We start from the raw sequence: 25,722 nt of genomic DNA, 5'->3' as shown, positions 1-25,722 counted from the left end.
ATCGCTGACACGCAAAGCTGCTACCACACTTATCCAGTTATCGATATCGCGAATCACGGCATCGGCAGTGCCGATGCCGCGACTCTGCTGTTGTTATCGCGGGGTATGCGGGCCGGTCAGCAAGCCGACAGCAGCGCACGCACGCTTTCGTCGGCCAGACGATCGGCTCGGTCGCGGGAGACCGCCGGCTCGACGTAGCCGATGTTGAGGGACAGCTCGTTGTGCGTCGCGTTGGCGGTCGCCATGATGAAGCCGCTGACGGACATGCCGGAGACGAACTGCGCGCCCTCCAGCTGCCAGGAGCCGATCTTGTCGGGGAACGGGTAGTCGCCCAGGTAGGTCATACAGAGATGACCGGGGCCGCGGGTGTCCATGAGTTTCACCGTGGACGCGCTCGCGGCCACCGACTTCGGCGCGGCCACCTTCAGCAGGTTCAGCGCGGACAGGTGATCGCGCCGGTCCATTCTGGCGCCGTACTCGCGTTCGATCTCGGCGGCGATCTCCCACAGCGAGGCCCACGGCGCGTACTTGGCCGGAGTGGCGATCATGCCCTGATAGGTGCCCACTTCGGTGTCGCCCGCGGCGCCGTCGAGATGGTCACGGAAGTTGACCGAGCTGCCGACGGTGTACCAGGCGGCCTTCTCGGTGCCCGCCTCCCTGGCCGCGGCGATCAGCAGCGCCGCGGAGAGGGCGGCCTGCAGGCCGACGCCGTGGCGGGCGCAGCCCGCGGTGAGCGCGTCCAACCGGTCGCCGTCGAGGCTGCGGTGCACCACCCGGCTGCGCCGCTGCGCCGGCGGGGCGAGCCTGGTCGGCTCCAGCCTGCGCGGCTTGCGCAGCTGCGACTTCTGGTCGCGCAGGAACGAACCCGCGGTGCGCAGCGCACCGCCCGCGCCTTGGAAGCGCGGCGGGAACAGTTCCTCCGGGCCCGGCCGGACCGGAGCGGGTGCGAAATCGCCCCCTTCCCCTGCGGCCGCTTGGAGCACCTGCTTGGCGACCGACAGCGCGCTCTCGCCGTCGGCGATGGCGTAGTGCAGCGTGACGATCAGCTCGTTGGTGCCGTCGGTCTCCTTGATCAGCACCGCCCTTGCCAGCGGGCCGGTGCGCCAGTCGAACGGCTCGCGCAGCTCCACCTCGTCGGCCTCGGCCAGCCAGTTCGTGCTGTCCTCCGATTCGATCACCCGCAGCGGAATCGGCGCCTGCACCGGCACGAAACGCGGTGCGGTGCCGTCCGGTTCGGCGGCGACGGCGACCCGCAACAGCGGATGCCTGCGCTGCACTTCGTCCAGACCCGCGCGGATCTGTTCGGCCTCGACGTGGCCCCGGATGCGCACCCGCGACAGGATGTGCAGCGGCGCGAGCTGATCGGCGATCCAGTGCCAGCGCTCGACCGGGGAGAGCGGACGCGGCAGCCGCGCGGTCGGCCCGTCCGGTTCGGGGAAGGACATCGGCTTGCCGAGGTTACGCAGGAAGAATTCGGTGGGCGCGTGCCGGAAGTAGGTGTCGCGCACCCGCACCAGGCGCGGGTCGGTGGTCTGCTCGATCTTGGCCAGCGAGGCCGATCCGTTGACGAACATGGCGGTGCGGTCGGCGCGCAATTTCTCGTAACGACGCAGGCCCGCCACCGGATCCAGGGAGTTGCGCAGCACACCGGCCAGCACCACCGCGTCCTCGATCGCGGCGTTGGCGCCCTGGCCGAGGCTGGGCAGCATCGGATGCGCCGCGTCGCCGAGCAGGGTCACCCGGCCGCGGCCCCACCCCGCCAGCGGCGGACGGTCCTGCGCGGGCACGGCCAGGATCGCCGCCTCGTCGGTCTGCTCGATGCAGGCGCGCACCTCCGGCGCCCAGTCGGTGTACAGGCGCAGCAGGTCGTCCTTGCCGCCCTGCCAGTTCGCGGCCTCGTCGGCGGGCAGCGTCTTGGTGCCCCACCAGTACACCCGGCCGTGACCGATGTCGTGGATGCCGAAACGCATTCCGGTGCCCCAGAAATGCGCCGACAACCCGCGCGCGACATTGGGATGCTCGAACGGGATGCAGGCCAGCCAGCAGACGAAATTGCCGGGACGCGGCTCGGCGCGGCCGTGCAACTGGGCGCGCACCACCGAGTGGATGCCGTCGGCGCCCACGAGCAGGTCACCCTCGGCGACCCGGCCGTCGGCGAACTCGACGCGCACGTGTTCGCCGTCGTCGACGAACCGGATGGCTTGCGCGCCGGTGAAAGTCGGCGTGTCACCGATCGCGCTCAGCAGCACGTCGTGCAGATCGGTGCGGTGCAGTGCGACAGCGGGTGCGCCGAGCTGGGCGTCGAGCCGATGCACCGGAAGCACCCGGATCGGGCTGCCGTCGGGGTTGCAGAAGCGGAAGGTCTCGACCCGGCCGCCGCGCTCGAGCAATTGCTCGTCGATGCCGAGGCCGAGGGTGCGCAGTGCGTTGATGCCGTTGGCCTGCACCGAAAGTCCGAAGCCCTGTGCCCGCAGTTCGGGGCCCGCTTCGTATAGTTCGACACCGAATCCCGCATGCCGCAGGGCGGCCGCGGTGGTGAGTCCTCCGATCCCTGCCCCGAGAACGACAACCTTGATCGGACTGCTCATCGAACCTGCACTCTCATCGAACAACTCGACGGCACAGGTGCTTCGTGCCGCGACGCGGCCCGCGGGCCACACCGCCCGCGCGAAACCGTCCCGCTGCGCAGCGCCGGCCGAGGCCACCGTGTCGGCCCCGGCCGGGCAGGCAGCTGGGACGCCTGTGCCTGACCGTCCGGAAGCCTACCGCTACTCGGCGCGCAAGGCCGAGTTGAAGTGAGATTCACCGCATCATGCGATTGTGAAACGCAAATGTGTTGCAATGGTGCATAATTCGCCCTCCGTGCACCACGTTCGCCCTCGATTCCGGCACGTCGCCGGGCTCAGAGGTAGGACGTATCGTTCACCAGACGCACCGAAGACCCGCCGTCGAGATAGAACTCCGCTATCGACAGCGACGCCAGATCCAGATGCAAGCGATACAGCAGCGACGGGCCCGCATCGAGAGCAAGCCGCAGCAGCGTCTTGATGGGGGTGACGTGACTGACCACCACCACATTGGCGCCGGGATACCGCTCGAGCAGGTCGCGCAGCGCGGCGTCCACCCGTGCGCGGACCTCCTCGAAATTCTCCCCGCCCGGCGCGGCGACGGTGGGGTCGCCGATCCAGCGGGCGTGCAGATCCGGATCGCGCTGCGCGGCCTCCGCGAAGGTCAGACCTTCCCACGCGCCGAAGTCGGTCTCGATCAACCCCTCGTGGATCTCCAGCGGAACCTCGAGCGCGGCGGCGGCCGCCTCAGCGGTCTCCCTGGCCCGGCCGAGCGGCGAACTGACCACCGCGGCGATGTCGCCTTTGGCGGCCAGCATTTTCGCCGCACGCGCGGCCTGCTCGCGGCCGAGCGGCGTGAGCGGCGGATTGCCGCGACCGGAATAGCGGCGCTGCAGCGACAACTCGGTTTGGCCGTGGCGAAGCAACAGCAAACGCGTGGGCCTGCCGATGGCGCTGGTCCAGCCGGGGCCGTGCCGCGCAGGCTCGGTCTGCCCGGCGTTCGCGTCCCTGACTTGGTCGATCCAGCTCGGCAGCTCGCGCTCCGTGGCCGCGAGGGCCGGATCGGCGGCCTCCGTCGAGCTGGTGGCGGCCGCACGGACATCGTCGGCTCCGGCGTCCATGGCCTCGTTCGCCAGCCGGTCGGCATGGGCGTTCTGCGCGCGCGGAATCCAGTCGTAGCTCACCCGGGCGAACCCGTCCGCGATCCTGCGCGCCTGGTCGGCGAGCGGGATCAGGGCCGCGTGCTTGATCTTCCAGCGACCGGACATCTGCTCGACGACCAGCTTGGAATCCATACGCACCACGACCGATTCGGCGCCCAGTTCCGCGGCCGCCGCCAACCCCGCGATCAATCCGCGATATTCGGCGACGTTGTTGGTCGCGACGCCGAGGAACTCCCGGCGCTCGGCGAGCACCCGGAGGTGGTCGGCGTCGTAGACCACCGCGCCGTACCCGGCAGGCCCCGGATTGCCCCGCGAGCCGCCGTCGGCTTCGACGATCACCTCCGGGAAACTCATCGCACTCCCGTGGCAACCGGTCGCGGCGAACTCACAGCCCCGATTCCTTGGTCCGGACCAGGATGGCGCCGCACTCCGGGCAGCGCACGACCACGTCCGGGGCGGTCTTGGCGATGCGGGCGATCTCGCCGCGATCGAGTTCGATGCGGCACGCGCCGCAGCGGCGAGCCTGCAACAGCGCGGCGCCGACGCCGTGCTGCTGCCGCTGACGGTCGTAGATGGCCAGCAGCTCGCCGGGCAACTTCGCGACCACGCCGGCGCGATCGGTCTCGCAGCGCGTCTGCGCCACGTCCAGATCCGCGAGCGCCTCGTCGCGATGTCGCCGGGCGGCGGCGAGTTCCTCGTCGGTCTTGCTCAAGCGCGCGCCCGCGTGCTCGTGATCGGCGGCGGAGGCCTCGCGCCGCTCCATCACCTCGAGCAGTTCGTCCTCCAGCACGGAGCGGCGGCGCTGCAGGCTGCCCAGCTCGTGCTGGATCTCCGAAAGCTGCTTGGCGTTCACCGTTCCCGCGGTGAGCAGGCTCTTGTCGCGCTCCTCACGCTTGCGCACCGCGTCGACCTCGCCCTCCAGCTTGCGGATGTCGCGATCGAGGTCGTCCAGCACGATCTCCACGGCCACGGCGGCGTCGGAGTGCGCGTTGCGCTCGGCTTCCAGCCGCGCCACCTCCTGCTGCTCGGGCAGCACGGTACGGCGGTGCGCGATCCGGGTCAGCTCGGCGTCGACGGCGGCGAGCCGCAGCAGCTCGGCCTGGATCGGGGGTTCGACATTCAACGCGGACAAACTCCTGGACGGGGTGGACGGGACTGGTGTTCAACCGTACCCCGCCGGATCGGCGGACCGGCGTCAGCCGCCGACGGCGCGGGTTTTGATCGCGTCGCGGGAGATGTAGACGTCGTACTCGCCGGGCACCGCGATGACCGCGTTGCCGTAGGCGGAGCGCACGAATGGCTGGGTCCACCAGCGGCCCTCGCGCATGTCGGCGAAGAAGTCGCGGTCGCCGTCGTCGAGGAAGATCTGGTTCTGCTTGGTCGCGACGCCGTCGAGGCGCTGGCCGTACAGGCGGCTGATCCGGTAACCGGAGTGGAAGCCGAGGGCGTTCACCCACGGTTCCAGCTCCACGATGCCCGCCTGCAGCACCCACATGTCGCCTTCGACCCGGTGGGTGAGGCGCTGTTCGGGGTGGTCGTCGTCGCCGTACAAGGTGAGGTCGACGTCGAGCAGGTGTTCTTCTCCCGCCACGGGCTTGGCGACCACGTGCGCCGCCTTGATCTCGCCGGTCAATCCGAGGTAGGTCTGCAGCAGGGTCGCGATCCACAGCAGCACCGCGGCGACCAGCAGCAGTGCGAGCCCACCCGTTCCCCGCGCGAGCAGCGGCCGCATTCCCACCCGCCGCGCGGCGATCAGACCGGAGATGATCAACGCGACACCGACGACCAGCAGCAGGATCAGCCCGATCTGCACGAGCCCGAAATCGACCGGGAAGTTCATGCGGTAGTTGTACCCCGCGCGAACCGGTCGATTCACCCGAACCGCCCATCCTTTCCCGGCTCGGCGCGGACACGCCCCGACACGCCGTTGCCAGTTCTGCGCCGGGACAACGGCTTCGCCGGATCAGCCGGGCGCGCGCACCGTCCACGGGTCGGTGCGCACCGTGGACACCCTGGTCTCCAGACCCGGCAGGGCGGTTCGCACGACCGCTTCCGCTTGTGCGCACCAAGGGAATTCGGTCGCCCAGTGGGCGGCGTCGACCACGGCGGGCCCGCCCTTGCGCAGGTGCTCGTCCACCGGGTGGTGGCGCAGGTCGGAGGTCAGATACACGTCGACGCCCAGTCCGGTGGCCCTGCCCAGGTAGGAGTCGCCCGCGCCGCCGCAGACCGCGACCGTGTAGACGGTGCGGTCCGGGTCACCGGCGGCGCGCACGCCCCATGCGGTGGGCGGGAGGGCCCGGGCCACGCGATCGGCGAAGGCGCGCAGCGATTCCGGTTGCGGCAGCGTGCCGACCCGACCGATGCCCAGCGAGGACGGCAGCTCGGCGCGTTCCCCGATGTGATAGACCGGGTCTTCGCCGGGGTGCGACGCGCGCAGCGCGGTGAGCACCGCCGAACGCGCGGAGCGCGGGGCGGACACCTCGATCCGGTCCTCCTCGACGTACCGCAGTTCCGTCAGCGAACCTTGGTCCGGACCGGTTTCGGCGATCGGACGGAATTGCTCGGTCGCGGGCACGCGCAGCGCACGGTCGCAACAGTGCCCGCCCGCACCCGCGCCCGCGGCGAAAAGCGCGGCGAGCACGGCATCGGTGTGCGTCCGTGGCACCTGGATCACCCAGTTGTCGACGGGAGCTTCGGGTTTCGCGTCCAGCGGTCCGGTCACCGTGAGACCGATGGCCGCGGCCAGCGCGTCGGAGACGCCGGGATCGGCGGAGTCGGCGTTGGTGTGCGCGGTGAACAGCGCGCAGCCGGCGCGGATCAGCCGGTGCAGCAGCGCGCCTTTCGGCGTGCTCGCCGCGACGGTGTCGACGCCGCGCAGCAGCAGCGGGTGGTGCACCACCAGCGCCTGCGCACGCCAGTCGATCGCCTCGTCGACGACCGCGGCGGTCGCGTCGACCGCGAACAGCACTCGGGTCAGCTCTTCGGCCGGGTCACCGCAGACCAGGCCGACCGAGTCCCACGGCTCGGCCAGCGCGGGCGGGTAGGCCGCGTCGAGCGCCCCGATGAGATCCGCGAGCGTGGTCATCGTCCACCTTCCTTCGCTTCGGTCCTGCACTGTGCGGCACCGGGTGCACTGCCGGACGTGCCGGCGCGGCTGCGTGCGCTCGCCTCTCTAGGGCACGCGCTGTGCGTGGTCGGGCGCAGTCCGGCGCCACGAGCGCCGCTGGGGCGGCTGTCGAGGTGACCGCCGCCTGCTGCATTGCTCGTCCGGATGCCCGATGCGGCGATCACCATGCGGCGGAATTCCGACCGACTCCACAGCAGGTTCTCGCCGAGTCGTGAAGATCGGCCGCCGGCCGCGAGACTTCCTGCGCGCGAGATCTCCGTCCGTCCGGCCGGCCTGCGCGCGGGATCGACGTGGCGCGGCCGGAGCCTCGCACTCACCGGACATCCGCCGATCGGATCGCCGCGACCAGCCGATCGACCTCCGCGGGGCCACGGACCGCGACGCGCAGATGATCCGGGCCCAAGCCGGGGAAGGTGTCCGCGCGCCGGACCGCGATCCCCTCCGCGACCAAGTGTTTGCGCAGCAATTCGCCGTCCGCCACGCGCAGCAGCAGGAACGGGCCTTCCGCCGGAGTGTGAACCGCCACGCCGAGGTCGCTCAGGCGCTCGATCATCGCGGCACGGTGCACGGCGAGCGTCTCGGCACGGCGCTCGGATTCGGCCACGGCGGCCGGGCTCGCGGTGGCGGTGATCGCCTCCAGCTGCAAGGTGCTCAGCGGCCAGTGCGGACGCCCGTGGGCCAGCCGCGCCAGCACGCCGGGCGCGCCGAGGAAGTAGCCGCAGCGCAGCCCCGCCAGCGCCCACGTCTTGGTGAGGCTGCGTAGGACGAGCAGGTCGGGCGCGGGGTCGGCGGCCAGCGATTCCGGCTCACCGGCCACCGCGTCGGCGAAGGCCTCGTCGACCACGATGACGCGACCGGGCCTGCGCAGGGCGCGGATGGTGTCGGCGGGGTGCAGCACCGAGGTCGGATTGGTCGGGTTCCCGAGCACCACCAGGTCGGCTTCGGCGGGCACCCCGGCGGGATCGAGCCGGTAGGGCGGTTCCAGCACCACCCTGGTGACGGGGACGCTCGCCTCCCGCAGCGCGAGTTCCGGCTCGGTGAACGACGGATGCACCACCGCGGCCGACCGCGGCGCGAGGCGCGGCAGCATGGCGAAGCCTTCCGCGGCGCCGGCCAGCAGCAGCACTTCGTCGGGATCGCGGCCGTGCCGGGCCGCGACCGCGCGGCGGGCCGCTTCGGCGTCCTCCGCGCTCGGATAACGCCCCAGATCGGACAGGCGCGCGGCCAAGCGCCGCCGCAGCCATTCCGGCGGCGCGTCACCCTGGACGTTCACCGCGAAATCGAGCATGCCGGGACGAGCGTCCACGTCGCCGTGGTGACGCAGTTTCGCTCGATCGACGGTGTCCTCGGCCACGAGACCACACCCTACGTGGCGGTCACGCGTCCGGACCGGCCAGAATGGCAGACGTGGGCCAGCTGCACGTCTCGTTCGTCTGTACCGGCAACATCTGCCGCTCTCCGATGGCGGAGAAGATCTTCGCCTCGCACCTGTACCGGGCCGGACTGGCCAACCGGGTGCGGGTGAGCAGCGCGGGCACCGGTTCCTGGCACGTCGGCGACGACGCCGACCCGCGCACCAGCGCCACCCTGCGCAAATACGGCTACCCGACCGGGCACGTCGCCGCCGTGTTCGGCGCCGAGCACAGCGACGCGGACCTGGTGGTCGCGTTGGACCGCTCCCACCAGCGCGACCTGGCCCGCCTCGGCGTCCCCGCCGAGCGGCTGCGGTTGCTGCGCGCCTTCGACCCGGACGCCGACGGTCATGACGTGGCCGACCCCTACTACGGCGACGCGGCCGACTTCGAACTCGTGCGCGCCCAGATCGAGGCCGCCGTCCCCGGCCTGCTCGACTGGGTGCGCGCCGAACTCGCGGCCGCCGAACCGCCCGGTCTGCGCCCCGTTCCCGACGAGCGACCGTGATGCGCAGGCTCGCGTTCCTGCTGCGCCCCAGCTGGCTGATCCTGGCGGTGCTGGTCGCCGCGTTCGCCTACCTCTGCTTCACCGTGCTCGCGCCGTGGCAGCTCGGCAAGAACACGGCCACCTCGCACCGCAACCAGCTGATCGCGGACTCGGTGCGGGCCGATCCGGTCGATGTCACCACCGTGCTGTCCGGCACGGCGAGCGAGCACACCGAGTGGCGGCGTGTCACCGCTTCCGGCAGTTATGTGCCGGACTCGACGGTCCTGGTCCGGTTGCGCCACCTCGACGGCGCGCCGGGATACGCGGTGCTGGCGGCGTTCCGCTTGGACGACGGACGGGTGCTGCTCGTCGACCGCGGACTGGTGTCGGCCGTCGAAGGGTCGCGCCCGCCGCAGGTCCCCGAGCCACCCGCCGGGCCGCAGCGCATCGAGGCCAGGGTCCGCATGTCCGAAGGCGTCACGCCCGGCAAGGACCCGAGCGTCCAGGACGGCTATCGCCAGGTGTACTCCATCGACACCACCCAGGAGACGGCGGTCCTGCGACAGTCCCTGACTCCCGTGCCCACCGGCGGCGAACGCGGCGGCTATCTGCAACTGAGCGACAACCAGCCGGGCGCGTTCACGCCCACTCCGCTCCCCCAGCTCGATGCCGGCCCCTACCTCTCCTACGGCCTGCAATGGCTCGCCTTCGGCATCATGGCTCCCCTCGGCCTCGGCTATTTCATCTACGCAGAGATCCGGGAGAGAAGGAAAGAAAAGGGCGCCGCCGAACCAGCCCGCGCCACGTCTCCCGCCGACCCGGCCCGGTCGGAGCCGGTCGCCCCGGCCACGCCCGCCGCACCGACCACGGAAGCCCGCCTCGCCGACCGCTACGGCCGCGGCCGCGGTTGATCCGGGCAGTTCCGCTCCGCCCTGACTCGACGCCGGACGGCCGCTGAGGCTGTCACGGGCCGAGCAGATCCCACCGGTTGCCCGCGATGTCGAGGAAGACAGCCACCTGCCCGTATGACTCGCTACGGGGCGCTCTGACGAACTCGACACCATGCGAGACCATTCGGTCATACGCCGACTGAAAGTCGTCCACCTGCAAGAAGAACCCGACACGGCCCGCGACCTGCTGCCCGATCACCGCCGCTTGCGTCTCACCGTCGGCCCGGGCGAGCAGGATGCCCGTTTCGGCACCGGGCGGCCGCACGACCACCCACCGTTTCGGGCGGCCGTCGTCGGTGCGCGCCGGGGAGTCCTCGATCAGCTCGAATCCCAGCGCGTGGACGAAGAAGTCGATCGCGGCGTCGTACTCCGCCACCACGATGGTCATGAGCGCGATTCGCACCCGCCGACCCTAGCCGAGCCCGAACGCGGGTTCACGCGGTCGACGGCGCTCGCTGATAGGGGTGATCCGCATGTTGCGGCCGGTGACCCACGGTCGCAGGGCGATCGCAACCGGCTGGGGCCGCCGGTGCGCCCCGTTGACTCGGTTCTGTAGCTGCCGTTCGCCATGGCTTGCCGGGGCGGCGAACCCGCACCGCCGCGCCGGCCCCGGCTGCGGCGGCACGCGGCTATGCCTGGCGCGGCTTGCCGCGCAGACTCCGGCGGCGGCAATCGCAGACCTGGTCAGCGCCTGATCGCGGCCACGGCGGCGGCGAGCAGGGTGGCGGTGAACTGCACGGCCTCGGAAAGACGGACGGCGCGGCGCAGGTCGTGCACGGTCGGAGCCGGACCGTCACCGAGGGCCGGGCGCAGCTCCACGCCGTGCGGGTAGTCGGTGCGGCCACCCAATCGGACGCCCAGCGCCCCGGCCATCGATGCTTCGGCCACGCCCGCGTTGGGGCTGGGATGCCCGGCGGCGTCCCGCCGCCACGCGGCAAGGGCGGCGGCGGGTCGTCCACCGATCGAAGGGGCGAGCAGGGCGGTGAGCACCCCCGTGACGCGCGCCGGGACCAGATTGGCCGCGTCGTCGACGCGCGCGGCGGTCCAGCCGAATCGCCGGTAGCGCTCGTTGCGGTAGCCGATCATCGCGTCGAGCGTGTTGACCGCGCGATACCCGAGCAAACCCGGAATGCCCGCCACCGCTCCCCACAGCACCGGCGCGACGGCCGCGTCGGAGGTGTTCTCGGCGATGGACTCCAGGGCCGCGCGAGCCAGACCGTCGCCATCGAGCGCCCGCGGGTCGCGCCCGCACAGCGAGGGCAGTAGCGCGCGGGCGCCGTCCAGATCGTCCTCCGCCAAGTGGTCGGCCATCCGGCGACCGGTCCGGGCCAGGCTTCGGCCCCCCAGCACGGTCCAGGTCGCGACGGCGGTCGCGGCCACGCCGCCCCGGCGAAAAGCCACGCCTAGCCCAACCACCGCGCCGACGGCCATGGCCTCGTGCACCAGCCCCGCTGCGCGCCGGTCGGCATAGGTCACCGACTCCAGCGCCGCGACGGCGGAACCGAATCCGGCCACCGGATGCCACCGCCGCGGATCGCCGAACGCTCGATCGAGCGCGAAACCGAGCAGCAACCCGAGCGCGGTGGAGGTCCCCTTCTGCACCCGGCGACACTATCGGGCGGCCCCCGACCGGCCCGCACGGCCCGGCCGTGTCACACTCCGCGTCCCCGCGTCGTCGACCCGGTGACGCATCCATAGACTCGCCCCGGCGGGGGCCCGAACGACGAACGGCGAACAGCAGTGACTTCCGAGCAGCCTTCCCCCGAGCATCTCGACCAGGCCGAGCTGGCTCGGCGTTTCGAGGAACACCGCCCGTATCTGCGCAGGCTCGCCTACAGCACCTTGGGCAGTCTGAGCGACGCCGACGACGTCGTGCAGGAGGCGTGGCTGCGGTTGCAGCGCCAGTACGAGACCGGCGCCGCCGGTGAGATCGACAACCTGCGGGCATGGCTGTCCACCGTCACCGGCCGGCTCGCCCTCGACCACCTCGGCTCCGCCCGGGTGCGCCGCGAACAGTACGTGGGCGAATGGCTGCCGGAGCCGGAGGTGACCAGCTGGGAGGACCCCGCCGACCGGATCACCCAGGACGAACGGGTCACCACCGCGCTGCTGGTCGTGCTCGAGTCGCTGTCGCCCGCAGAGCGCACCGCGTTCGTGCTGCAGGACGTCTTCGGCATGAGCGGCCCCGAGGTCGCCGAAGTGGTCGGCCGCACCCCGGCCGCCGTCCGCCAACTGGCCTCCCGGGCACGCAAACACGTCGAGCAGGGCACTCCGCGCTTCCCCGCTTCCCCCGACGAGCAGAAGAAGGTGGTGTCGGCCTTCGCACTGGCCTGGCGTTCCGGCGATCTCAGCGCCCTGCTCGGCGTCCTGGACGCGAACGTGAGCCTCACCGCCGACGGCGGCGGCAAGGTGCCCGCGATCCGCCAGCCCGTGCACGGCGCCGAGCTCGTGGCCAAGTTGCTGCTCGGCTGGTACCAAGTGGCGGGCGGCTGGGGCCGCACCGTGCTGGTCAACGGCCAGCCCGGACTGGTGGTCTTCGACGGCACCCACACGGGGGTGTTCTCCTTCACCGTCGACGCCGGTCGTATCGTCGCGATCGACGTGGTGCGCAACCCCGACAAGCTGCGTGACCTGCCGACCACCGGCGAGCCCGACTGGTACATCGGCGGACGCCGCGCCGAGCGGGAGTAGTCAGCCCGCGACGCCGAGCGGCCGCGAATACCCGTGCGCGGCCGCTACTTCCGCCGAGAGCAGCCGCCCGGCGTCCGCGGTGAGCCCGTGCGCGAGATCGGGGCGCCTGGCGCATGCCTCCTGCCAGCCGAGTTCGGCAATCGCCCGCACGTAGGGCAGGGTCGCGTTGGTGAGCGCGATCGTCGAGGTGTGCGGCACCGCCCCCGGCATGTTGGCGACGCAGTAGAACAACGAATCCGCCACCCGGTAGGTCGGATTCGCGTGCGTCGTCGGACGCGCCGAGGCGAAACAGCCACCCTGGTCGATGGAGATGTCCACCAGCACCGCGCCCGGGCGCATATCGCCGACGAGTTCGTCGGAGACCAGCTCCGGCGCGCGTGCGCCGGGAACCAGCACCGCGCCGATCACCAGATCGGCCGACAGCACCGCGCGCCGGACCTCGGCGGCGTTCGAGGCGACGGTGACGATCCGCCCGTCGAAACGGGCGTCCAGTTCCCGCAACCGGTTCAGGTTGGTGTCCAGCACGCTGACGCGCGCGCCCATGCCGACGGCGACCGCGGCCGCGTTCGACCCCGCGACGCCGCCGCCGAGCACCACGACCTCCGCCGGACGCACGCCGGGGACGCCGCCCGGCAGCAGTCCGGCGCCGCCGAGCGGAGCCATCAGGTGATACGCGCCGACCTGCGCGCCGAGCTTGCCCGCGATCTCGCTCATCGGAGCCAGCAGGGGCAACGATCCGTCGGCCGCGCGCACCATCTCGTAGGCGATGGCCGTGATGCCCGAGCGCAGCACGGCGTCGGTGCATTCGCGTGACGCGGCCAGGTGCAGGAAGGTGAACAGCACCTGCCCCCGGCGCATCCGCGGGTACTCCTGCGCGATCGGCTCCTTCACCTTCAACACCAGTTCGGCTTCCCGCCACACCTGGTCGGCGTCGGGAATCAGGCGGGCTCCCACCGCGGCGTAGGCGGCGTCGGGGAATCCCGATCCGGCCCCGGCGCCCGCCTGCACCAGCACCTCGTGTCCGTGCCCGGTCAGTTCCCCCGCGCCCGCAGGCGTCAGGGCTACCCGGAACTCTTGCTCCTTGACCTCCCGTGGTACTCCGATCCTCATACCGTCATCGTCGCCCCGGGCCGGGGTCCGCGCCACGACCGACGCGCCGGACGCGCACGGCGACCATCCTGACCCCGTGCCGTGGGCGAGTTTCTCGGCACGTTGTCCAGCTGGACGCGGGCGGGCCGGCTCACACGGTGGTGGTGCGCCCCAGCGGCGGAACGCGCAACTGCTCGGCGCGGCCGCCGTAGCGGAAGACGTGGCCCAGATAGTCGAGCGTCTCGCTGAAGTGCGCCCAGCCTTCGGCGTGCACCGGCACGATCAGCGCGTCACCGAGCGCTTCTGCCGCCTGCAGCGCGGTGCGCGCGTTCAGGGTGACGTCGGTGTCGCCGAAACGGCCGATGTTCGCGGCGCCCACATTGAGCACCGCGATATCGATGCGGCCGATCCGCTCGGCGATACGGCGCACCAGCTCGACCGACGCGTTGTCGCCCGAGACGTACACCGTCGGCTCGCCTTCGGCGCGCAGCACGAACCCGGTGACGACTCCGCTGAACGGCTCGCAGCCCTCGGGGCCGTGCAGGGCCGGCACGGCGGTCACCCGCACGCCGTGCACCGTCACCGTCTCCCATTCGGCCAGCCCGCGCACGCCGTCGATGCGGGTCGCGGCACCGGGTGTGGACAGCACGGTCGGCACCGTGGTCAGCAACTTCCGGCCGGAGTCGTCGAGGTTGTCGGCGTGTTCGTCGTGCGAGAGCAGCACCACGTCCACGGGGCCGATGTCCTCCTGCGATACCGCGGGCCCGGTGAGTTTGTGCAGCGTGACGGGGCCGGGATAGTCGCCGGGTTCGTCGAAGGTGGGGTCGGTCAGCCAGGTGCGGCCCGCGTAGCGGAACCACACCGTGGGGCCGCCGACATGCAGGAGTTCCAGGCCGGTGCGTTCGATCGTGTTGCTCATGCCGTTGATCTTGTCTTGCCCGTAAGTCCGGAGACAGTGGCCCGCGAGCCGCTTACCGTTAAGATCGGGCCATGCGTACGGTGGCCGTCCTCGCTTTCGACGGGATAAGCCCCTTCCATCTGTCCGTGCCCAGCCTCGTCTTCGGCCGGGTCGGCGTGGAGGGGCCGGCGCCTTACCGCGTGGACGTGTGCGCCGAGCGCCCCGGAAGACTGCGCACCCCCGCCGGATTCGACATCCACGTCCAGCACGACCTGGAGACGCTGACCCGCGCCGACACCGTCGTGATCCCGAGTTGGCCACTCGGCGAACCGCTGCCCGCCGACGTGCGCGCCGCCGTGCGCGCCGCCCACGCGCGCGGCGCGAGAATCGTCGGGCTGTGCCTCGGTTCCTGGGCGGTGGCCGCCACCGGCCTGGCCGACGGTCGCGAGGTCACCACCCACTGGGCCTCCGCGGCGGAACTCGCCCGCGCGTTCCCCGCGGTCCGGGTCCGCGCCGACACGCTGTGGTCGGATCTGGGCGACGTCGTGACCTCCGCCGGGGTGGCCGCGGCGCTGGACTGCTGCCTGCATCTGGTCCGCGGCGATCTCGGCAGCAAAGCGGCCACCGAGTTGGCCAGGGCACTGGTCACCGCCCCGCATCGCAGCGGCTCCCAGGCGCAGTACATTCCCGTCGCGGTGCCCGACGCCGCCGACGACGATCCGATCGAGCGCGCCATGGTCTGGGCGCGCGCGAATCTCGGCGACCCGCTCGAGCTGGACCGCTGGGCCCGCGTGGCGCTCATGTCCCGGCGCACGTTCACCCGCCGCTTTCGCGACCGCACCGGCACCAGCCCCCAGCAGTGGCTGCTGCTCCAGCGCACCGACCGCGCGCGCCTGCTGCTCGAATCCACCGCCGACACCGTGGAACGCATCGCCGCCGACACCGGCTTCGGCACGGCGGTGAGCTTGCGCCACCACTTCCACCGCATCCTCGGCACCAGTCCCGCCGCCCACCGCGCCAGCTTCCAGGGGCAGCACCGGCCTGCCGCCCCGCGGGCCATGGCGACCCGGACAGCCAGGCCAGCTAAGTTCGTGGCCATGCGGATTCAGCTGGGCGAACATGCGCCGGAGATCGATGAGAGCGCGTGGATCGCGCCGAACGCCACCGTGATCGGCCGCGTGCGGCTCGATGCCGAAGTCAGCGTCTGGTACAGCGCGGTGCTGCGCGGCGACCTGGAGACCATCGAGGTCGGCGCGCGCAGCAATATCCAGGACGGCTGCGTGCTGCACGCCGACCCGGGCTTCCCGCTGACCGTCGGGACGGGTGTCTCGGTCGGGCACAACGCGATCCTGCACGGGTGCACCATCGGCGACGACGTGCTGGTCGGCATGGGCGCCACCATCCTCAACGGCGCCGTGGTCGGGCCGGGCAGCCTGATCGCGGCCAACGCGCTGATCCCGGAAGGCGCGCGGATTCCGCCCGGCTCGCTCGTGGCGGGCGTGCCCGGCAAGGTGCGGCGCGAACTCGGCGCCGAGGAGCAAGATCGCATTCGCCTGAATGCGACTGTCTACCTAGCAAATACAGCCCAACATCGCACGGCGAATGAGGTGTGAAACAGGACACACTGATCAAGTGTCCAATAAAGATCGCTGATAGCATTCAGCCAGCGTGCCCGGCGACCCGGGCTCTCCTGTCGACACGGTCGTCGTGCGACTTGTAGCGCAGTGGGGAACCCACCCGGGTCGGTGGGTGGGCGAGCGTGCAGGCAGGAGGTATCACGGTGTCGTACGTGCAGTCGGGTGTGCACGGGCCCAAGGGCCGGATCAGCGTCGCCGACATCGCGGCCCAACCCGGCGGAGTCGAGGCGCTCCAGCGCCGGGTTCATGAATTACGTTCTCGCGGTGTCGATTTCGCCGCGAATGCGATCGAGAAGGAAATGGCCGAGCTGGATCTGCCGCGCCAATGACTTCGCCGCTACGCTCACCGCGGGTCACGTTTCCGCGGTGAGCGTGGCGAGTCCGGCCGTGGTGTGCTGATCCAGCGCCATCAACGCGGCTCGTATTCGTACCGGTTGCCAGCCGCCGTCCACCTGGCGCAGGCGCACCGTTCCCTCGGTGCGCCGCCGCGCCAGGTCCCGCGACATGGCCTTCGCGGTCGCCAGATCTTCCGGATGAATCTGCGGTCTCGGCTGTCCCGGCAGATCCGCCCAGGCGACGTCGGGCATGGGCGGCCCGATCCACCGGATCAGCCGCAACGAGCGCAGGTCCACGATCGCGCGGTACTCACCGGGCTCGGTGGCGGCCTCCAGCACCGTGTACTCGAGGATCGTCGGCGGCGGAGCGGCGGAGACGGCCGTGGCCGCGCCGATGTCCTGGGTCACGCCGCGCAGCAGCACGCGCCGCTCGCCCGCGTCATCCGGCTCGGCGACGATCCGGCAGGCGAAATGCCCGGCGCGCAGGGCGTCGTCGTCGCGCCGGATGGTCCAGACCGCCTGATGTTCGGTGCCGGGCGCGGAATTGACGATCTTGGCCAGCGCCTCACTCTCGTCGCGGTTGGTGACCAACCGGGTGAACGCGCCCGCGATGGCCAGTTCGGCGGCGCGGTTCTGCGGCGCGACGCCGTACAGGTCCAGCAGGTCGATGCTGCGCACCGACCGGTTGTTCGTGAGATCGAAGTACCACGCCCCCATCGGGTCGGGCGCGGCGACCGGCTCCTGCCGGGGACCGACCCACAGTCGTACGGCATGCGCCCGCCCGGGCGCGATGAGCAACGGCTCGGCCCGCACCGTGCGCCGCCCGTCACCGGAGACGTGCGCGACCGGCGCACCGGTGGCGCATGCCCGCCGCAACGCCGCCTCCGCGTCGGCCCGCGACAGCGGATTGCGCACGATATTGCCCAGCGGCACGAACGACTTCGGCGTGGAACCCACCGCGATCACGCACCCCGGCTCACCCGAAAAGCACTCGAGCAAAAGCCATTTCGTCACAACAGGCACCCCAGCGCGCCATCATCGGCAAGTCGCCGTAACTCGGAATATGTTCGGCCGGTTGTCATTTCGCTCTCCCCGTCGCCGACCGCGCCACCCGCGTGCGGTCAGGAACGGAATACCATGTCCAGCACCTTCTCGTGGCACGACCCCGCGATTCGTGTGACCAGGTCCACAGCGACGGCGTCGATGCCGACCAGCACCTTCGCCTCGCCGCGCGCGACGCCGCGCAGGATGGTCCGCGCCGCAGCGGCCGGGCTGGTCCTGGCCACGTGCCCCTCGAATCGGCGCACCACCTCTGCCGCGTCGACGCCCGGCGCGACGCTCGCCGACCGGGCGATGCCGGTGAGCACGCCGCCGGGATACACCCCGGTGACCCGCACCGAGCCGCCCGCCGCCCGCATGTCCTGCCGCAGCGACTCGGTGAAGCCGCGCACGGCGAACTTCGCCGCGTTGTACGGCGCGTGCCGCGCGACGGCCACCAGTCCGAACGCCGAAGACATATTGACGATGTGGGCGCGCTCGGCGGCCAGCAGATGGGGCAGGAACGCCTTGGTCCCGTTGACCACACCCCAGAAGTCGACGGCCATCACCCGTTCGAAGTCACCGAACGGCGACTCCAGCACACTGCCGACGTGCAGGATGCCCGCGTTGTTGAACAGCGCCTCGACCCGCCCGAATCGCGCGACGGTCCGCTCCGCGTACGCGAACACCGCCGCGCGATCGGTGACGTCCACCGTGCTCACCGACGGCTCGCGGCCGACGGCCGCGCACAACTCCCCCGTCTCGGCCACGGCCTGCGCCGACTTGTCCGACAGCGCCAGCGAGGCCCCCGCACCCGCCAGCGCCACCGCCAACGCCCGGCCGATTCCAGCGCCCGCGCCGGTGACCGCTACCACGCGGTTCGCGAAATACCCCATGGCTCAACCCCTTTCCGCGCCGGCCGAAGGCACGGCCGGACGCCGACCACAGGCTAGCCCCCCGATTTTGGACACGCGACCCACTCCGTGTCACCGCGCCGACGGCCGATGCCGGGTCACGCCGCGCCCACCCAATGAAATAATGGACTTCCCCGTCCGTCACCCGTCGCGATGCCGCGCCCACCGGCCACCGCCCGGCGACCGCGCCGAACCTACTGGAGATCCGATGCCAACCATCTCGCCCATGTTGCAGCGCATCCTCGAGAAGCCGGTCGCCGACGGCGAAAAGCTCCTGGAAAGCGCGCTGTCGGCCTTCTTGGACTTCGGCATCAAGCGGACCAGCATGGGCGAGATCGCCCGCCGCGCCGGCATCAGCCCCGCCACCCTGTACCGGCGCTACGAATCCAAGAACGACCTGGTCGAGGCGGTCAGCGTCCGGGAGGCGCAGCGCTTCGTCGCGGCGATCGAGAAGCAGGTGCACACCGTCTCGGGCAACGACGATCAGCTGGTCGAGATCTTCGTCGCGTTCATCAGCGCCATCGCGGGCAACGAACTGCTGCGCAGGCTGCTGCGCACCGAGCCCGACCTGATCCTGCCCCGGCTCACCACCGAGGCGGGCCCGATCCTCGCCGTCGGCCGCGACTACCTGGCCGAGAAGCTGCGCGAGCTACGGGATGCCGGTGGCACGCACGACTTCGACGCCGACCTGGTCGCCGAGATCATGGCCCGGCTGGCGCTGTCGCTGGCCCTCACCCCCGACGGCCTGATCCCGGTCAGCGATCGGGACGCGGCCCGCGAGTTCGCCCGGCGCACACTGCTGCCGATGGTCGGCGTCCAGGTCAGCGCCTGATCCGACGCCGAACGCCGCGGCCACCCGCTCGTCCAGCTCGGCCCGCGCCACCGGGTCCGCCGCCCGGCCCTCCACGAACTCGCGCACCAGATCGATCACGCGCGCCGACCGGGCCGTCGCCGGATCGGGCACCGGCAGCCGGGACACGTACTGGGTGATCCACCGCCGCCTGCCCGAGTACAGCCGATTGCCGCAGACCACGTCGTAGAACCGCAATCCGAGCGCCGAGTTGGCCACGCCCATCAGCAGATAGGCCAAGCGCGTCGCCTCGGCGGGCGCACCGGCCAGATCGGGCAGCGAGATCCAGTAGCAGTCGCCGTTGACCACCGCGCCCGAACTGTCCAGCGCGAAACGCGGCCGATCGCTGATGTCCGGGAAGACCAGCTTCGGCTGCCGCCACAGGTGCGGGCGCTGCGGAACCCAGATCTCGTACCAGGCGCGACCGCTGTCGACGACATAGCGACGCCCGGCCAGCGTCGCGCGATGCGACCGCAGATACGCGGCCGCGCCTGGGTACCGGCCGAGATCGATCGGCGTGCGGCGGGCACGGGCCAGGTCGTAGGGATACAGCACGCGCACGTCGCGGGCGCGGGTGGCTCGCCACGGTGCCAGATCGTGATGGGTGATCAGGTCGAGCAGCAGTTCGGGCTCGGGACACGGGTCGGCCTGTGCCCAGCGGTCGGAGATGAACACGTGGTCGGCGGTCGTCTTGATGCCGACCCGGATGCGCGCCAGCTCACCGAAGCTGCGCCAGGTCGCCCCCGCTATCCGCGCCAGCCACGCATCGATCGCGTCGTGCGACATTCGCCACGCGGTCTCCGGCTCCCGCGCCACGCCCCGGGAAATCCTTCGTCCCACCGTGCGTTCCGGCGCGGCGCCAGGACTCTCCTCGCGACCACGACCGGCTCCGGCGTCCGCGGGCGGCCCGCACTCGGTCGCCAACCTGCCGACCTCGACGGCGAAGGTACGGCCGTTGTACTGGACGATCGAACCGCCCGGGTCGAGCAGCGCCTCGAACAGCGTCTTCGCACCGGGTGTTTCGCCGGTGACCTCGTAGGCGGAGGCATAGCGGCAGCCCTCGCCGTGGTTTTCGCGGCGCGCGATGGTGATCGCGGGCAGTACAGCGGCGGTGAACAGTTTGGTGTCTCCCAGGTCGTACAGCTCGACCGGAGCCAGATCGGTCAGCAACAGCCGCCGGATGTTCGCGCCCGCCTTGGTGGTCAGGAACCGGTTGGCGCACAGCAGGCCGAGCACACCTCCCGCGGCCAGCAGCCGGGGCAGCGTCGCGACGAACGGGTGGGTCAGGTCGATCCGCCCGCGCAGACCGAATCGTTTGCTCAGCAACTGCGCGGTCGGCCCACCCAACTGCTGGGTTCGCACATACGGCGGGTTGGTGATCACCGCGTCGAACGAGCCGTCGGCGAGCCGCGCCTCGACCGCGAGGAAGTCCGCCTCGCGCCAGTGCACGGCGATCCCCGCCGCGCGGGCGCGCTTACGGGCGATCGCGAGCGCGCGGGCGTCCAGGTCGTAGCCGATCAACACCAGACGGATGCCGGGAAACCGGGCGGCCACCTCACGGTGCACGGCGAACAGCAATTCGCCGTCGCCGCAGGCCGGATCGAGCACGCGCAGGACGCCGGCGGCCGACGGCTCGGCATGGCGCAGCAGCCGTTGCGCGAGGAACCGGGCCAGCACGGGCGGCGTGTAATGCCTGCCGTGCCGTTTGCGGTCCCGCGCGGCGGGAGCTTCGGACGCCATATCGGGATTCTGCCTGCTGCGACCGCGCCCGTTGCCGCAACGCGGGCAACACTTTTGCGCGACCGCGCGCGTCGCGCTCGACTCGCCCCGTTCCGGCGACGGCGGATCCGCCCGGCTTTCGCGCCACGGCATTCGATGCTAGCGTTCGGTCTCGAAATAAGACTGCCAAAGGAGGCGGGGGAATGACCGTGACGACCGACGACTTCACGACGCTGGCCCGAGTGCTCGACGACCGATGGACCTGCAGGCAATTCCGCTCCCAGCCCGTCGAGCGCGACACCATCCGCGCCCTGTTGCGGCTGGCCCAGCGGACGCCGTCATGGTGCAACACCCAGCCTTGGCAGGTCGTGGTGACGGAGGGCTCCGGAACCGATCGCTTCCGGAAGGAACTGCTCGAACACATCGCGACGGCGACACCGGCGCCCGATTTCGAGTTCCCCGCCCAGTACACCGGCGTCTATCGGGACCGCAGGCGCGAGTGCGGAAAGCAGCTGTACGACAGCGTCGGCATCGCCAAAGGCGATCACGAGAAGACCATGCGGCAGGCCGTCCGGAATTTCGAACTCTTCGACGCCCCGCATGTGGCGATCGTGACCACCGAAGCCGATCTAGGCGTCTACGGGGCGGTGGACTGCGGCCTGTACATCGGCAGTTTTCTGTTGGGCGCGCAGAGCCTCGGGCTCGGCGCGGCGCCGCAGGCGGCACTGGCCTCCTACTCCCCCTTCCTCCGCGAGTACTTCGGCATCCCGGAGCAGCGCAAGGTCGTCGCCGGAATCTCGTTCGGATATCCGGACCTCGATCATCCGGTCAACGGCTTTCGCACCACCAGGGCCGACGCCGACGAAGTCACCACCTGGTTCGCCGACTGACCCCGAGGGCGCGCCCGCCGCTAGCGCGCGCTGCCCGCGGTCGCCTCGGCGCCGGTGACGCCCAGCAAGCCGGGGCCCGGCACCGGGGTGACATCGCGCGCGGTGAGTTCGCTTCCGCACGAATCGCATTCGAGCCGGACGTGCGCCTCGCCCGTGCAATCGTGATGGTTGTACCGCACCGGGGGGCCTTCGGGGGCCATATAGGTGTCGCCCCAATCGCGGATGGCCAGCAGAATCGGGTAGATGTCGTGGCCTTTGGGGGTGAGGCGGTACTCCTCGTGCGCGCCGACGGCGGCCTTCTGCTTGACGAGGATGCCGTGCTCGATCAGCCGGTCCAGACGATCCTGCAATCTGCTGCGCGAGATACCGAGTGCGCTCTGGAACGCGTTGAACCGACGGATGCCGGAGAAGCACGACTTGAGAATCAGCAACGTCCAGCGGTCACCGAAGATCACGAGCGGGCGCGTGATCGAGCACGGCACATCGGCCAGTTCTTCGTAGCGCACCTCCCGATGCTACCGACCATCGAGCCGCTCCCGCCCCGTGAGACCTCACGATTTCGCCGCTCGGACTGCGTGCGACACCCCAAAACCATCGAGTCCACACCGCCGCCGGGATACGAAGTCGCCGAACGCGAAGCCGGCCCCGCAAACCGACACGGTCGCCGCAATCTCCCGATTCGAGAGCGTTGCGACGACCGCGTGAACCCAAGGTGTGCCGGGCCCGCTTCAGCGCGTAGTTCAGAGCGGAATGTTCTTGTGGTGGCTGGCGCGGGCCGGGGCCGCCGCCAGCGCGGCGGCGATGATGCTGCGGGTCTTCGCCGGGTCGATGACCTGGTCGACGACGCCGATGGCCATGGCGCGCTCCACACCGCCCGCGATGCGCTCGTGCTCGGCGGTGAGCCGCTCGTGCAGCGCTTCGCGCTCCTCCTCCGGCGCGGCCGCGAGAGCCTTCTTGTGCAGGATGCCGACCGCGGCCTTGGCGCCCATGACGGCCACCTCCGAACCCGGCCACGCGTAGACCGCCGTCGCGCCGAGCGAGCGGGCGTTCATCGCGATGTAGGCGCCGCCGTAGATCTTCCTGGTGACCAGCGTGACCCGCGGAACGCGCGCCTCGGCGAACGCGTGCAGCAGCTTCGCGCCGCGCCGCACGACGCCTTCCCACTCCTGGCCGACGCCGGGCAGGTACCCCGGAACGTCGGTGATCACGATCAGCGGAATACCGAACGCGTCGCACAGCCGCACGAAGCGCGCCGCCTTCTCCGCGCTCTCGGAGTTCAGGCAGCCGCCCAGCCGAATGGGGTTGTTCGCCAGCACGCCGACGGTGCGGCCGCCGAGGCGACCGAGACCGGTGACGATGCTGCGGGCGTACCCGCCCTGCAATTCCTCGAACGACGACTCGCCGTCGACGTTGTCGAGCAGCTCGTTGATGATCGGCTTGACGTCGTAGGCGCGCTTGGCCGACTCCGGCAGCATGGCCTTCAGGTCCACGTCGCCGTGCTCGGCCGCGACCAGATCGAATTCGCCCTGCTCGGCGAACATCGACACCAGCCTGCGCGCGCGGTGCAGCGCGTCGGACTCGTCGTCGGCCACGATGTGGGTGACGCCGGACTTCTTACCGTGCGTCTCCGGCCCGCCGAGAGTGGCCATGTCGACCTGCTCGCCGGTCACGCTGCGCACCACGTCCGGGCCGGTCACGAAGACGCGGCCCTCCGGAGCCATGATCACGATGTCGGTCAGCGCCGGGCCGTAGGCGGCGCCGCCCGCCGCGAAGCCGAGCACCACGGAGATCTGCGGGACCAGGCCGGACGCGCGGACCATGGCCTCGAAGACCTGGCCGACCGCGTGCAGCGCCTCGACACCCTCGGCAAGGCGAGCGCCACCGGAGTGCCACAGGCCGACCACGGGGACACCGGAGTCGATGGCGGTGTCGATCGCGTCGACGATGTGCTTGCAGCCCTCCACGCCCATCGCGCCGCCCATGACGGTGGCGTCGGAGCAGTAGGCGACGGTGCGGACGCCGTCCACCTCGCCGATGGCGGCGAGCACGCCGGACTTGTCACGCGGGTGGAGCGGAAGAATGGTGCCCGGATCGAAGAAGCGCTGGAGCCGGCCGAGCGGATCGCGCGGGTCGGTCGCCGTCTCCTGGTGCAACGCGGGAGCGATGATTGTCATCGCGTTGTCTCCTCATTTCAAAGAGCGTGCCGCTGCCGCGGCTGCGTATGTCGAAACACGGCGGGGCCGAGCCAATCGAGATGGCCGGCCCCGCCGGAATCGTTGTGCAGTCGATCGCGCGGCTATGCCCGACCGAAGGCGAGCGCCACGTTGTGCCCACCGAATCCGAAGGAGTTGTTGATCGCGTACTCGATCTCCTGGCGGCGGGCTTCGCCCTTCACCACGTCGAGATCGATCTCCGGATCCTGGTTCTCCAGGTTGAGCGTCGGCGGAACGATGCCGTCGCGGATGGACAGCACGGTCAGCACGGACTCCAGGGCGCCGACGGCGCCGATCGAGTGGCCGAGCGCCGACTTGGGCGCGTACACCGAGGCGTGCGTGCCGACGGCCTTGTTGATCGCGTTCGCCTCGGCGGTGTCGCCGATCGGCGTCGCGGTCGCGTGCGCGTTGATGTGCGTGATGTCCTTCTTGGTCAGACCCGCGGACTGCATCGCCCTGGTCATCGCCCGCGCGGCGCCGTCACCCGTCGGATCGGGGGCGACGAGGTGGAAGCCGTCGGAGGTGATGCCCGCGCCGAGCAGACGCGCGTGGATGGTCGCGCCGCGAGCCTTCGCGTGCTCCTCGGTCTCGATGACCATCAGCGCGCCCGCCTCGCCGAAGACGAAACCGTCGCGATCCTTGTCGAACGGACGCGAGGCGCCCTTCGGGTCGTCGTTGCGGGTGCTCATGGCGCGCATCATGGTGAACGCCGCGATCGGCACCGCGTCGATGAAGCCCTCGACGCCACCGGTGACGACGATGTCCGCGTCACCCATGACGATCATCCGCCAGGCGTTGGCGATGGCCTCGGAGCCGGACGAGCATGCCGAGACCGGAGTGACCACTCCTGCCCTGGCCTTCAATTCGAGGCCGACAACGGCCGAAGGGCCGTTCGGCATGACCATCTGCACAGCCAACGGCGAGATCTTGCGGTAGCCGCCGTTCTTCAGCTTGTCCACGGAATCGATGAGGGCGTCGCCGCCTCCCAATCCGGTGCCGATGGCCACACCCAGCCGCTCCGGGTCGACTTCCGGGCTGCCCGCGTTGCGCCAGACCTCGCGACCGAGCACGGTCGCGAGCTGCTCGACGTAGGCCATGCGCCGACATTCGACACGAGACAGCAGGGTGTCGGGCCGGACCTTCAGGTGACCGCCGATGCGGACCGGAAGATCGTATTCCTCGACGAAGGAATCCTCGAGAACGTCGATGCCGCTCTCGCCGTTGAGGAGTCCCTTCCACGTCGCATCGACGTCACCCGCGATCGACGTGGTCGCCGCAAGGCTGGTTACGACGACGTGGGGGAAGTTCCCGTTCAAGGTGGAAGGAGTGGTCACAGTTTCGGCCCTACTCGGCGTTGTCGAACTTGGCCTTGAGCTCGGCCGCCGCCTCAGCGTTCTCGGCCTCGAGCTTCTGGATGTAGTTGACGGCGTCGCCGACCGTCTTCAGGCTGGCCAGATCCTCGTCGGGGATCTTCACGCCGTACTTGTCCTCGGTCTGAACCGCGATCTCGACCATGGACAGCGAGTCGATGTCCAGGTCATCGACGAAGGACTTCTCGATCGTCACCTCGGAGGGCTCGATGCCGGTCACCTCTTCGATGATCTTGCCGAGTTCCTCGACGATTTGTTCCTGGGTCAGAGCGGCCACTTCGTGGCTCCCTTCTTGATACTTTGTAGGGCTCTACTGGTTTTTTTCGGATCGAGCGCGGTAATAGTTACCGCCTCTCGGTCACGACCTCGCAT

General features: G+C 70.7%; 23 protein-coding genes and 2 pseudogenes. 8 read left to right on the top strand and 17 right to left on the bottom strand.

Features of this window, described 5'->3' with window-relative positions; genetic code table 11:
* Positions 1-116: 116 nt before the first annotated feature.
* From ACH49X_RS15815 to cobC, 6 genes are all read right to left on the bottom strand, one after another.
* Positions 117-2,588, bottom strand: a complete 2,472-nt coding sequence (locus ACH49X_RS15815; protein WP_357205317.1) for an FAD-dependent monooxygenase — start codon at positions 2,586-2,588, stop codon at positions 117-119.
* 314 nt (positions 2,589-2,902) lie between these two features.
* On the bottom strand, positions 2,903-4,084 hold the full coding sequence (locus tag ACH49X_RS15810) for a bifunctional RNase H/acid phosphatase (RefSeq protein WP_357205314.1): 1,182 nt from the start codon (positions 4,082-4,084) through the stop codon (positions 2,903-2,905).
* 31 nt (positions 4,085-4,115) lie between these two features.
* Entirely contained in the window at positions 4,116-4,853 is a 738-nt protein-coding gene (locus tag ACH49X_RS15805) for a C4-type zinc ribbon domain-containing protein (RefSeq protein ID WP_357205312.1), read from the bottom strand.
* 72 nt (positions 4,854-4,925) lie between these two features.
* A complete protein-coding gene (locus ACH49X_RS15800) occupies positions 4,926-5,570 on the bottom strand; it encodes a hypothetical protein (protein ID WP_357205427.1) in 645 nt (214 codons plus the stop codon).
* 123 nt (positions 5,571-5,693) lie between these two features.
* Positions 5,694-6,815: a Nif3-like dinuclear metal center hexameric protein gene (locus ACH49X_RS15795; protein ID WP_357205309.1), complete on the bottom strand. Its 1,122-nt coding sequence runs from the start codon at positions 6,813-6,815 to the stop codon at positions 5,694-5,696.
* Positions 6,816-7,170: 355 nt separating this feature from the next.
* Positions 7,171-8,211 carry an Rv2231c family pyridoxal phosphate-dependent protein CobC gene (cobC, locus tag ACH49X_RS15790; RefSeq protein ID WP_357205306.1) on the bottom strand — a complete coding sequence of 347 codons (1,041 nt, stop codon included), beginning with the start codon at positions 8,209-8,211 and terminating at the stop codon, positions 7,171-7,173.
* A 44-nt stretch (positions 8,212-8,255) separates the two neighbouring features.
* Between cobC and ACH49X_RS15785 the strand changes: the two genes are divergently transcribed.
* Positions 8,256-8,777: a low molecular weight protein-tyrosine-phosphatase gene (locus ACH49X_RS15785; RefSeq protein WP_357205303.1), complete on the top strand. Its 522-nt coding sequence runs from the start codon at positions 8,256-8,258 to the stop codon at positions 8,775-8,777.
* Positions 8,777-9,667 carry an SURF1 family protein gene (locus tag ACH49X_RS15780; RefSeq protein ID WP_195077735.1) on the top strand — a complete coding sequence of 297 codons (891 nt, stop codon included), beginning with the start codon at positions 8,777-8,779 and terminating at the stop codon, positions 9,665-9,667. The genes ACH49X_RS15785 and ACH49X_RS15780 overlap by 1 nt, the downstream gene beginning before the upstream one ends.
* A gap of 52 nt (positions 9,668-9,719) precedes the next feature.
* On the opposite strand, the gene ACH49X_RS15775 is transcribed toward ACH49X_RS15780, so the two are convergent.
* Positions 9,720-10,109, bottom strand: coding sequence for a VOC family protein (locus tag ACH49X_RS15775; RefSeq protein ID WP_357205300.1), 390 nt, complete (start codon positions 10,107-10,109; stop codon positions 9,720-9,722).
* A 281-nt stretch (positions 10,110-10,390) separates the two neighbouring features.
* Positions 10,391-11,308: a cobalamin biosynthesis protein gene (locus tag ACH49X_RS15770; protein ID WP_195077733.1), complete on the bottom strand. Its 918-nt coding sequence runs from the start codon at positions 11,306-11,308 to the stop codon at positions 10,391-10,393.
* A 138-nt stretch (positions 11,309-11,446) separates the two neighbouring features.
* On the opposite strand from ACH49X_RS15770, the gene sigJ reads away from it, so the two are divergent.
* Positions 11,447-12,397, top strand: coding sequence for an RNA polymerase sigma factor SigJ (sigJ, locus tag ACH49X_RS15765; protein ID WP_195077732.1), 951 nt, complete (start codon positions 11,447-11,449; stop codon positions 12,395-12,397).
* Here sigJ and ald read toward each other — a convergent pair whose 3' ends face one another.
* On the bottom strand, positions 12,398-13,507 hold the full coding sequence (gene ald / locus ACH49X_RS15760; protein WP_195077731.1) for an alanine dehydrogenase: 1,110 nt from the start codon (positions 13,505-13,507) through the stop codon (positions 12,398-12,400).
* 130 nt (positions 13,508-13,637) lie between these two features.
* Complete coding sequence (locus tag ACH49X_RS15755; protein ID WP_195077730.1) at positions 13,638-14,405, bottom strand: MBL fold metallo-hydrolase; 768 nt, start codon at positions 14,403-14,405, stop codon at positions 13,638-13,640.
* 71 nt (positions 14,406-14,476) lie between these two features.
* Here ACH49X_RS15755 and ACH49X_RS15750 point away from each other — a divergent pair.
* From ACH49X_RS15750 to ACH49X_RS15740, 3 genes and pseudogenes are all read left to right on the top strand, one after another.
* Positions 14,477-15,391, top strand: a pseudogene (locus tag ACH49X_RS15750) (GlxA family transcriptional regulator); the annotation flags it as partial.
* 90 nt (positions 15,392-15,481) lie between these two features.
* Entirely contained in the window at positions 15,482-15,997 is a 516-nt protein-coding gene (locus ACH49X_RS15745) for a gamma carbonic anhydrase family protein (RefSeq protein WP_357108917.1), read from the top strand.
* Between the two features lie 167 nt (positions 15,998-16,164).
* A complete protein-coding gene (locus ACH49X_RS15740) occupies positions 16,165-16,350 on the top strand; it encodes a hypothetical protein (protein ID WP_039803648.1) in 186 nt (61 codons plus the stop codon).
* Positions 16,351-16,374: 24 nt separating this feature from the next.
* Here ACH49X_RS15740 and ACH49X_RS15735 read toward each other — a convergent pair whose 3' ends face one another.
* Together ACH49X_RS15735 and ACH49X_RS15730 are read right to left on the bottom strand one after the other, a co-directional pair.
* Positions 16,375-17,370 carry a GAF domain-containing protein gene (locus tag ACH49X_RS15735; protein WP_357205297.1) on the bottom strand — a complete coding sequence of 332 codons (996 nt, stop codon included), beginning with the start codon at positions 17,368-17,370 and terminating at the stop codon, positions 16,375-16,377.
* A 107-nt stretch (positions 17,371-17,477) separates the two neighbouring features.
* Positions 17,478-18,290 (bottom strand): SDR family NAD(P)-dependent oxidoreductase, encoded by an 813-nt coding sequence (locus ACH49X_RS15730; protein WP_357205294.1) that lies wholly within the window; start codon positions 18,288-18,290, stop codon positions 17,478-17,480.
* Here ACH49X_RS15730 and ACH49X_RS15725 point away from each other — a divergent pair.
* Positions 18,289-19,035 (top strand): annotated as a pseudogene (locus ACH49X_RS15725) (TetR/AcrR family transcriptional regulator); the annotation flags it as partial. The gene ACH49X_RS15730 and the pseudogene ACH49X_RS15725 overlap by 2 nt on opposite strands.
* Here ACH49X_RS15725 and ACH49X_RS15720 read toward each other — a convergent pair.
* The gene (locus ACH49X_RS15720) at positions 18,958-20,898 is read right to left on the bottom strand and encodes an Eco57I restriction-modification methylase domain-containing protein (RefSeq protein ID WP_397070035.1); all 1,941 of its coding nucleotides are present in this window, start codon (positions 20,896-20,898) and stop codon (positions 18,958-18,960) included. The pseudogene ACH49X_RS15725 and the gene ACH49X_RS15720 sit on opposite strands and share 78 nt — an antisense overlap.
* A gap of 182 nt (positions 20,899-21,080) precedes the next feature.
* Between ACH49X_RS15720 and ACH49X_RS15715 the strand changes: the two genes are divergently transcribed.
* Positions 21,081-21,767, top strand: coding sequence for a nitroreductase (locus ACH49X_RS15715; RefSeq protein ID WP_195077725.1), 687 nt, complete (start codon positions 21,081-21,083; stop codon positions 21,765-21,767).
* 20 nt (positions 21,768-21,787) lie between these two features.
* Here ACH49X_RS15715 and ACH49X_RS15710 read toward each other — a convergent pair whose 3' ends face one another.
* From ACH49X_RS15710 to acpM, 4 genes are all read right to left on the bottom strand, one after another.
* Positions 21,788-22,273, bottom strand: coding sequence for a helix-turn-helix domain-containing protein (locus ACH49X_RS15710; protein ID WP_357108909.1), 486 nt, complete (start codon positions 22,271-22,273; stop codon positions 21,788-21,790).
* 234 nt (positions 22,274-22,507) lie between these two features.
* Positions 22,508-23,941 carry an acyl-CoA carboxylase subunit beta gene (locus ACH49X_RS15705; RefSeq protein ID WP_195077723.1) on the bottom strand — a complete coding sequence of 478 codons (1,434 nt, stop codon included), beginning with the start codon at positions 23,939-23,941 and terminating at the stop codon, positions 22,508-22,510.
* A gap of 122 nt (positions 23,942-24,063) precedes the next feature.
* Positions 24,064-25,314 (bottom strand): KasA/KasB family beta-ketoacyl-ACP synthase, encoded by a 1,251-nt coding sequence (locus ACH49X_RS15700; protein ID WP_357205289.1) that lies wholly within the window; start codon positions 25,312-25,314, stop codon positions 24,064-24,066.
* A 10-nt stretch (positions 25,315-25,324) separates the two neighbouring features.
* Positions 25,325-25,627, bottom strand: a complete 303-nt coding sequence (gene acpM, locus ACH49X_RS15695) for a meromycolate extension acyl carrier protein AcpM (protein ID WP_039796877.1) — start codon at positions 25,625-25,627, stop codon at positions 25,325-25,327.
* Positions 25,628-25,722: the final 95 nt, after the last annotated feature.

The organism is Nocardia sp. NPDC019323 (assembly GCF_044389845.1).
Taxonomy (GTDB): Bacteria; Actinomycetota; Actinomycetes; order Mycobacteriales; family Mycobacteriaceae; genus Nocardia; species Nocardia implantans.
This window is presented reverse-complemented; position numbering and strand designations above follow the sequence as displayed.

Bases quoted from the DNA above. Each gene is read 5' to 3' on its own strand.
- ACH49X_RS15815 (WP_357205317.1), bottom strand. From the start codon at position 2,588: ATGAGCAGTCCGATCAAGGTTGTCGTTCTCGGGGCAGGGATCGGAGGA.
- ACH49X_RS15810 (WP_357205314.1), bottom strand. From the start codon at position 4,084: ATGAGTTTCCCGGAGGTGATCGTCGAAGCCGACGGCGGCTCGCGGGGC.
- ACH49X_RS15800 (WP_357205427.1), bottom strand. From the start codon at position 5,570: ATGAACTTCCCGGTCGATTTCGGGCTCGTGCAGATCGGGCTGATCCTG.
- ACH49X_RS15795 (WP_357205309.1), bottom strand. From the start codon at position 6,815: ATGACCACGCTCGCGGATCTCATCGGGGCGCTCGACGCGGCCTACCCG.
- ACH49X_RS15785 (WP_357205303.1), top strand. From the start codon at position 8,256: ATGGCAGACGTGGGCCAGCTGCACGTCTCGTTCGTCTGTACCGGCAAC.
- ACH49X_RS15780 (WP_195077735.1), top strand. From the start codon at position 8,777: ATGCGCAGGCTCGCGTTCCTGCTGCGCCCCAGCTGGCTGATCCTGGCG.
- ald (WP_195077731.1), bottom strand. From the start codon at position 13,507: ATGAGGATCGGAGTACCACGGGAGGTCAAGGAGCAAGAGTTCCGGGTA.
- ACH49X_RS15755 (WP_195077730.1), bottom strand. From the start codon at position 14,405: ATGAGCAACACGATCGAACGCACCGGCCTGGAACTCCTGCATGTCGGC.
- ACH49X_RS15745 (WP_357108917.1), top strand. From the start codon at position 15,482: ATGCGGATTCAGCTGGGCGAACATGCGCCGGAGATCGATGAGAGCGCG.
- ACH49X_RS15730 (WP_357205294.1), bottom strand. From the start codon at position 18,290: ATGGGGTATTTCGCGAACCGCGTGGTAGCGGTCACCGGCGCGGGCGCT.
- ACH49X_RS15720 (WP_397070035.1), bottom strand. From the start codon at position 20,898: ATGGCGTCCGAAGCTCCCGCCGCGCGGGACCGCAAACGGCACGGCAGG.
- ACH49X_RS15715 (WP_195077725.1), top strand. From the start codon at position 21,081: ATGACCGTGACGACCGACGACTTCACGACGCTGGCCCGAGTGCTCGAC.
- ACH49X_RS15705 (WP_195077723.1), bottom strand. From the start codon at position 23,941: ATGACAATCATCGCTCCCGCGTTGCACCAGGAGACGGCGACCGACCCG.